Origin of the sequence: Gemmatimonas sp., from assembly GCF_044376735.1 — a bacterium.
GTDB lineage: Bacteria > Gemmatimonadota > Gemmatimonadetes > Gemmatimonadales > Gemmatimonadaceae > Gemmatimonas.
The window spans coordinates 1-5,617 of record NZ_JBILKJ010000163.1 but is presented as its reverse complement, the minus strand read 5'-3'; the positions used below and the strand labels follow the sequence as shown (position 1 = coordinate 5,617).

Genomic DNA, 5,617 nt, shown 5'->3' with positions numbered 1-5,617 from the left:
AGGTCCAGGCCGAGCTGGCGAAGGCGATCGGCGACACCACGGTGCAGGTGATCATCCGCTCGCAGCGTCCGGCCTCACCGCCATCGGCGCTGCTGCCGGAGCTGATGCAGAACGTCGCGCGCATCACTAAGGAGCTGTGGGGCGAGATGCCGATCATTCCTACGATGAGCACCGGCGCCACCGACTCGCGCTTCTTCCGCGCCCTCGGCGTGCCGGCGTTCGGCGTGTCTGGACTGTTCTCCGATCCTACGGTGGACGCGCGGGCGCACGGCCGCGATGAGCGGATGGGGATCAAGAGCTACTTCGAGGGGCAGGAGTTCCTGTATCGCCTCACGAAGGCCCTCAGCGCCAACGTGGTCGCGCAGTAATGCGCACGGCATGATTCGTCTCGACGCACTGAGCGCCCGCTTTCGCGCCGATACCGGTCTCGGTGGCGGCGGCGCGGCGCTGGTGCTCACGCGCGGGCTCGAGCGCATCGGCTGGCGTTCGGTGCGGGAGCCCACGCCTGAAGTGCTCGCGAGCTACCTGGTGATGCTGCTCGACGCCTGCGTGTACGATCATCGCGACGTCGATGCGCTCGCGCACGGTATCGCCGCGGTGTTTCGCGATGCCGGCCCGAATCTCGACGGCGGGCTGCCGCCGATCGAGGCGTATCTCCCGGCTGCCGAGGAGCTGTTGCAGCACTACGTGGCGAACGACCTCTCGGAACGCCACACGCCGATCCCGTAAGGGATCGGCGTGGCCGGCTGCGGCGACGGCGGCCCCGCCGGTTACGCCGACGGGTGCGGCTTCACGGCGCGCACGAACGCCGCCATGAACTTGCCGTCGATCGCGTCGAGATTCACCTGCGAGGCCACGCCGCTTTCCTCGAGGAACTGACGGGCGTCCTCCACCCGGTAGATGCGGGTTGGCTCGACCGACGCATCGACGAAGCCAACGTCCGCGAGCAGGCGCGTAAACTCGGTTTCTTCCAGCGCCCCCGCCACACAGCCCACCCACAGCTCCATGCTGCGTCGCATGGCCGCCGGCACGTCCCCGCGCACGACCACATCGCTCACCGCAAACCGTCCGCCGGGCTTCAGCACCCGGAACGCTTCAGCCAGCACCGTACGCTTGTCGCCCGACAGGTTGATCACACAGTTCGAAATGATCACGTCCACACTCGCATCGGGCAGCGGGATCGCTTCGATCTGTCCCTTCAGGAACTCGACGTTCGGAATCCCCGCGTCGGCCGCGTTCCGACGGGCCAGGGCGAGCATGTCGTCGGTCATGTCCAGTCCGTAGGCCTTGCCGGTGGGGCCCACCCGTCGGGCCGAGAGAATGACGTCGATGCCGCCGCCCGACCCCAGGTCGAGCACGACTTGGCCGGCCTCGAGCTGCGCAAGCGCCGTCGGGTTGCCACAGCCGAGCGACGCCAACACCGCCGCGTTTGGCAGCTCATCGGTCTCGCCGTTCACGTAGAGGTTCGCGGTGATCGGATCGACCGACCCGTTGAACTCGGTGCCACCACAGCAGGAGCTCGTCGGGCCGCAGCAGGAAGTCGGCGCGTCGAGGTCGAGCACCCGGCGCGCCGCCGCGCCGTACTTCTCGCGGACGACGTCCGTGATGGTGGCGTTTTCGGCGGGCTTGCGGAACGTGATGCCGATGGGGGAGCTCATGTAAACAGCCTCGGGAGATGGATGAAACAGCGGAGAGTTTGCACCAAAAAATCTTGATGCGTTTGACGAAAAAAAAACGATGGAGCAACCGGCTACCCGCAGCAGCTCCCCAGCGCGGTGATCACTCGCCCCAGCGCGCCCGGTCGCGCTCCGGCGGTGCCGAGCGCGGCGGTGCCGAGCGCGGCGGTACCGGCTGCGCGCGGCGACGCCAACGCGTGGACGATGTCGTGCGCCTCGGTCAGGGCGTCGGGCTCCAAGGTGTAGTACGACCAGCGTCCGTCTTTCCGGTCGCGCACCAGCCCCGCGTCCTTGAGCACCTTGAGATGGAAAGACAGGCGCGACTGCGCCATATCCAATGCGGCCTGCAAGTCGCAGACGCACTGCTCCCCGTCGCCCAGCAGCTGCAGCACCGCCACGCGGGTCTCGTCGGACAGCGCGTGAAAGAGGCGCGCGCAGCGGGCGAGGTCGAGGGATACCGTCGGCATTTTTTGAATATATCAGAAAAACTTGATATATCAAGGGCGACCGAACTGAACGCCGTGGGGTATCTTTTCGCGGTAGGCTGCTCCCACTCTCTCGCACACGATAGACCATGCGCACTACGAATCCCGTTCTGTCCCGCCTGGCCGACGCGGCACGCGCCACCGCCGCCGGATCGCGCTCGGGTACCATGACCACCGCCGGCGTGGCCGGGAAGGCCGCCGTGCTGCTCGCGGTCGTGCTCTTCTCGGCGGCCGTGACCTGGCAGCAGTTCGCGACCGGTAATCTCGAGCTCCTCACTCCCGCCATGCTGCTGGGTGGCATCGGCGGGTTCATCGTGGGAATGATCGCCAGCTTCAAGCCGCAGACGGCACCGTGGGCGGCGCCGATCTACGCCTCGCTCCAGGGCATCTTCCTCGGCGCTGTGTCGGCCGTCTACAACCTGCGCTTCGCGGGGCTGCCGCAGCAGGCGGTGTTGCTCACCTTCGGCGTCGCCGGGGCGGTGTTCCTGCTGTATCGCTTCAACATCCTGCGCGCCACCGAAGGCTTCCGGCGCATGATGTTCGCCGCCATGATCGGCATCGGCCTCTTCTATCTCGGCTCGATGCTGCTGTCGCTGTTCGGCGTGTCCATCGGCTACTTCACGTCGTCGGGCCCGCTCGCGATCGGGATCAATCTCGCCATCGCTGGCGTCGCCGCGCTCAATCTGGTGCTCGACTTCGATCGCATCGAACAGGGCGTGCGGGCCGGCGCCCCGAAGGAGCTCGAGTGGTTCGCCGCGTTCGGCCTGATGGTCACGCTGATCTGGTTGTATCTCGAACTCCTGCGCCTCCTGTCGCGGCTGCAGGGTCGCCGCGACTAACCGCTGGCCGTCCTACGAAGAAGCCCCGGTCGAGCATCGCTCGACCGGGGCTTTCTCGTACCACGTGGGCGCGTATCACTGCAAACGGAACAGGTAGCTCAGCTTCATGAAGAACTGATCGCGCGTGCGCTGGAGCTGTTCCGGGCCCCCGGGACGATTGGCCGCTTGGGTATCGCCGTAGCCCAGATACACGACCGTTCCCGGCGACGGGAGGTACGACAGGAGCACGTCGAGCCGCGCCCTGGTGCGCTCGAATGCCGCCGCCCGGGTCAACTTGCCATTGGCGCTTCGCAGATAAATCGGCGCCTCCGTGCGCGTGTCATCGCGCAGCGAATCCTGGGTGACCACCGAGTGCTCACCGATCACCCGCACGAAAAACTGGCGCGTCAGCTGATACTCGGCGCGCACCCGTGGAGTGTTCCGGGTGAGGACCCGCGTGCCATCACTGCGACGATCGAAGGAATCGAAGTTCCACGTCGCGGCCACGCGCAGCTGTTCCGTTGGCCGCAGCGTGAGCGTGTTCTGCATGCTGAAGATGCGCGCCGAGCTCCATTCCTGGAAATTCTCGTCGTAGCCCACGATACCGAAGCCGCTGTAACTGAAGCGGCGGAACTCCGGCGTGCCGATCGAGAACACCCAGTCGCGGTTGCCGATCTTCGGCGTGCCAACATATGCCACGGTATCGACGCGCGATCCACTTCCCGGGCGGAGCATCACGTAATTGGTGTAGAGCGACGGGTCGTAGCCGAACACCTCGAGCAGCAGTTGTGTCCCGATCTGCCAGCCACCCTTGAGTCGCGTATTCGCGCGCAGGTGCAGCTGGCGGTCCTGCGACCCATCGCCGTTCACGAAGTTGTCGTACTGATAGCGGCCAAGCATGAACAGCTCGGGGCTGAACAGCTCCACCAGCGCTTTCGGCTTGCCATAGAAATTCAGGCGATGTGTGGCCGAGATGTTGGCAATGCCGGGGCGCGCGATGAAACCGGACTGCGCGTCGAAGTCCGGGCTGATGCCGTTGAGGGCGTACCGGGCCACGAACCGCCGTCCATTGCGTGAGGCACTCAGATCGAACAACGGCGCGCGCTGTACGCCACTGTCGCTGCCGGTAAAGCTGCTCGCGAGCTGGCCCTGCAGGTTGTAGACGCCACGCACGAGGCGTGCGTCGACGCCGGCGACGCGATTCCAGCGGCGGCCGTCGATCTTGTCCGTGTACACCACGCCGACGCGACTCTGCGCCCCCACGTCGCGCTGGAGCCGCACGATGTTGTAGAGCGGTGAGGTGTTCTGCGTGAAGGACGCCTCGCGATTGTCGACGGCCGAGAGCACGCCGATGTCGAATCCGCCGTACTTGCCGGTGAGCTTGCTGGCGGCCACCGGCTGCGCAATGCGGCGGGTGTAAATCAGCCGGTTGGGCGTGGTGAACTGCTCCTGGCTTTCCAGGAAGAACGGACGCCGCTCGGGGAAAAACACGGCTTGACGCGGATCGTAGGCAAATTGGGTCGCGTCGGCTTCCACCTGCGAGAAGTCGGGGTTGGCCGTACCGGCGACGGTGAGATTGCTGGTCACGCCCCAGCGCACACTGCCACCCAGATCCGGGCGACCGGAGGCGTAGTCCCACGCCCCGGTGCTCGCGTTGCGCGTGCCCACGGCACTCGAGGTGATGGTGGGAATCGCGTCCACGGTGAGGCCGCGTCGCAGGTCGCGCAGCCCGGCCAGCACCCCCGACTGCGCCAGAAAACTCGACGCGCCGCGCAACGCCGGCGTCCACGTTTCTTCGTGACCCGTGATCTGCACCGTACGCGCGACGTTCAGCTGCCAGCGCTGCTCGTCGCCGGCGCGATAGCGCAAGCTCTTGAAGGGGATCGCGAGCTCCACCTGATAGCCGAAGTCGGTGAGCTGGCCTTTCGACTTCCACACGTAATCGGGGGCCAGATCGGAGCTCTCGCGCGCCTTGGCCGATGTGCTCGTGAATCCGCCGCCCAGCACCGCCCCGGTTTCCGTGAGGACGCCGTCGCCCTGAATGCCGAAGGGATTCACCGCGAACACCAGTGCCTGGCGGCTGTCACTGTACGTGCCGAGGAAGAGCTGCACGTTGTCGTCCTGCGTGATCTTGTCGCGGTCGGCCAGCGTGGCCCGGACGGTCCCCGGCGCCGCAAAGGCGCGGATGCCCACGTGCAGCGCGGTCGCCGAGTACCACACCAGGACTTCCGTGCTGTCCAGCGCCGCGATGCCATCGGCCGGGAAGAACTGCGAGAACCCCGTGAGCAGTGCGGCGTCCGCCCATGCCGGTTCGTCGAGCCGGCCGTCCACCACGATCGCCTCCTCCCGCCGTGGCGTGGTCACGGTCAGCTGATCGCGACGTCCGTGGTACACGGCACCGCGGTGACGCGACCCGAGGGGGAGGGCGTTCGCTGTAGCCGTCGCTGGCGCGGCGGCCGCCGGCGGCACCTGGGCCGGTAACCTCGTCGCCGGGGGCACCGCGGGTACGACCTGCAACAGGACCGCGAATAAGTATGAAGTAGGCACGTTGAGCGGTGCGAAATCGGTGGCGTAACGCTCCGCAGATGCCGACCTGCCGGGCTGGAACGTCGAGACACGTAAGATAGCACCGGTCCAA

General features: G+C 66.6%; 6 protein-coding genes. 3 read left to right on the top strand and 3 right to left on the bottom strand.

Translation table 11 applies throughout. From position 1 onward, the window contains the following. Together ACIRA7_RS14450 and ACIRA7_RS14445 are read left to right on the top strand one after the other, a co-directional pair. On the top strand, positions 1-368 hold a 368-nt coding region (locus ACIRA7_RS14450), incomplete at its 5' end, for a M20/M25/M40 family metallo-hydrolase (RefSeq protein ID WP_396221554.1). A 10-nt stretch (positions 369-378) separates the two neighbouring features. Further along, on the top strand, positions 379-729 hold the full coding sequence (locus ACIRA7_RS14445; RefSeq protein WP_396221553.1) for a hypothetical protein: 351 nt from the start codon (positions 379-381) through the stop codon (positions 727-729). Between the two features lie 41 nt (positions 730-770). Here the strand turns inward: ACIRA7_RS14445 and ACIRA7_RS14440 are convergent, their stop codons facing one another. Then, entirely contained in the window at positions 771-1,658 is an 888-nt protein-coding gene (locus ACIRA7_RS14440) for an arsenite methyltransferase (protein ID WP_396221552.1), read from the bottom strand. Positions 1,659-1,750: 92 nt separating this feature from the next. Further along, positions 1,751-2,143: an ArsR/SmtB family transcription factor gene (locus ACIRA7_RS14435; protein ID WP_396221551.1), complete on the bottom strand. Its 393-nt coding sequence runs from the start codon at positions 2,141-2,143 to the stop codon at positions 1,751-1,753. 107 nt (positions 2,144-2,250) lie between these two features. On the opposite strand from ACIRA7_RS14435, the gene ACIRA7_RS14430 reads away from it, so the two are divergent. Then, positions 2,251-3,000, top strand: a complete 750-nt coding sequence (locus ACIRA7_RS14430) for a Bax inhibitor-1/YccA family protein (RefSeq protein ID WP_396221550.1) — start codon at positions 2,251-2,253, stop codon at positions 2,998-3,000. A 75-nt stretch (positions 3,001-3,075) separates the two neighbouring features. Here ACIRA7_RS14430 and ACIRA7_RS14425 read toward each other — a convergent pair whose 3' ends face one another. Further along, positions 3,076-5,526, bottom strand: a complete 2,451-nt coding sequence (locus tag ACIRA7_RS14425; protein WP_396221549.1) for a DUF5916 domain-containing protein — start codon at positions 5,524-5,526, stop codon at positions 3,076-3,078. Positions 5,527-5,617: the final 91 nt, after the last annotated feature.

Bases quoted from the DNA above. Each gene is read 5' to 3' on its own strand.
- ACIRA7_RS14430 (WP_396221550.1), top strand. From the start codon at position 2,251: ATGCGCACTACGAATCCCGTTCTGTCCCGCCTGGCCGACGCGGCACGC.
- ACIRA7_RS14440 (WP_396221552.1), bottom strand. From the start codon at position 1,658: ATGAGCTCCCCCATCGGCATCACGTTCCGCAAGCCCGCCGAAAACGCC.
- ACIRA7_RS14435 (WP_396221551.1), bottom strand. From the start codon at position 2,143: ATGCCGACGGTATCCCTCGACCTCGCCCGCTGCGCGCGCCTCTTTCAC.
- ACIRA7_RS14445 (WP_396221553.1), top strand. From the start codon at position 379: ATGATTCGTCTCGACGCACTGAGCGCCCGCTTTCGCGCCGATACCGGT.